This window comes from [Phormidium] sp. LEGE 05292 (assembly GCF_015207735.1).
Classification (GTDB): Bacteria; Cyanobacteriota; Cyanobacteriia; order Cyanobacteriales; family Aerosakkonemataceae; genus Floridanema.
The window spans coordinates 1-1247 of sequence record NZ_JADEWG010000342.1 but is presented as its reverse complement, the minus strand read 5'-3'; the positions used below and the strand labels follow the sequence as shown (position 1 = coordinate 1247).

1 protein-coding gene is annotated in these 1247 nt (G+C 37.6%); it reads left to right on the top strand.

Features of this window, described 5'->3' with window-relative positions; all coding sequences use genetic code 11:
• The first annotated feature begins 179 nt into the window (after positions 1-179).
• Positions 180-1082, top strand: coding sequence for a tyrosine-type recombinase/integrase (locus tag IQ264_RS32490; RefSeq protein WP_193986920.1), 903 nt, complete (start codon positions 180-182; stop codon positions 1080-1082).
• The last annotated feature ends 165 nt before the right edge of the window (positions 1083-1247 follow it).

Genomic DNA, 1247 nt, shown 5'->3' with positions numbered 1-1247 from the left:
TGGCTCATTTTCAAGCTCTTTCGCAATCTTTTGATGTAATGGTCGAGAGATTCTTGCGGTTCAGGAGCGGTTAGAGAGTCAAAAGTATACATAAAAATCTGTAAACTTTTCCTGAGATAAAGTGTTTAAAACAGAAAGACATTAGCTGATATGTGATTTCAGGAAAGTTTTGTGTTTTAGTGGTTACTTTAGCTCGATTAGCTACAGAGTTTTTGTCGCGTCCCGGTCTGAGTAAAAGTACGCGGCGCTCTTATGAAACAGTGTTAATGCCACTGCTTGTTCTTTATGGGTCTGTACCAGTAGAAATTATTAGTCGTCAAGTTATATCAGATTATTTACAAGGCCAAGAACATTTATCAATTACTACTCATCATCGACATCAAGCAATTATCCAATCACTGTTCAATTATGGGGTAACTTTTGGTTATCTTCAAAGTAATCCGATTGCTGGTTTAACTCGTCGCAAACCATTAAAGGAGAAAGGAGAGCATGGTACGGATGAAGTGATTCGCTATTTAAATCATTTACAGCTTGTAGAGTTGTATAAACTTGTGGAGCCAGATGTTCGCCTACACGCTATTGTTCGGTTGTTGCATCGCACAGGAGCTAGAATTAGCGAAATTCTAGCTTTGGATAAAGAGCAGGTAGATACTACGGCACGTAAATTTCAGGTGGTGGGTAAGGGAAACAAACAACGATGGTGTTTTTATAGTGAGGATGCAGCACAAGTTTTAGATGAATACATTAGGCATTATAGGGATACAGGTTGTCCTGCCTTGTTTACTGCACAAAATCCATTTACTAAAGTAGTTACCCGCTTATCTTATCGCCGAGTTCATGCTTCTTGGTGCGATTTAATTGGACAAAGTTCCATTTTAAAAGGTGCAAGGATTCATGATTTGAGACATACTTTTGCTACAGAAAGAGTTGGGTTAATGTCTATTGAAGAGTTACGAGCTTTGATGGGACATGAAAAGATTCAAACTACACTAAGGTATCAAAAAGTGACTTCTCTAAGAGCGGAAGAAGTAGCACAAAAAGCTTTAAAAATTCTGATAAATGTTGAGTCAGAAAGTTTTTAATTAAATTAGATTTTAGCTGTACAAATAATATATTTTTTGAGCTGACGGACTATTGTCGGAAGAGTAGTGGCTATACTCTGCCGTGGTTAACTGAGTGTTGGCTCTAGAAGAGAGTGTGTCGGAAGTAAAAAATGGCTGAAATCCTTATCTAGTAAGAGTTTCACT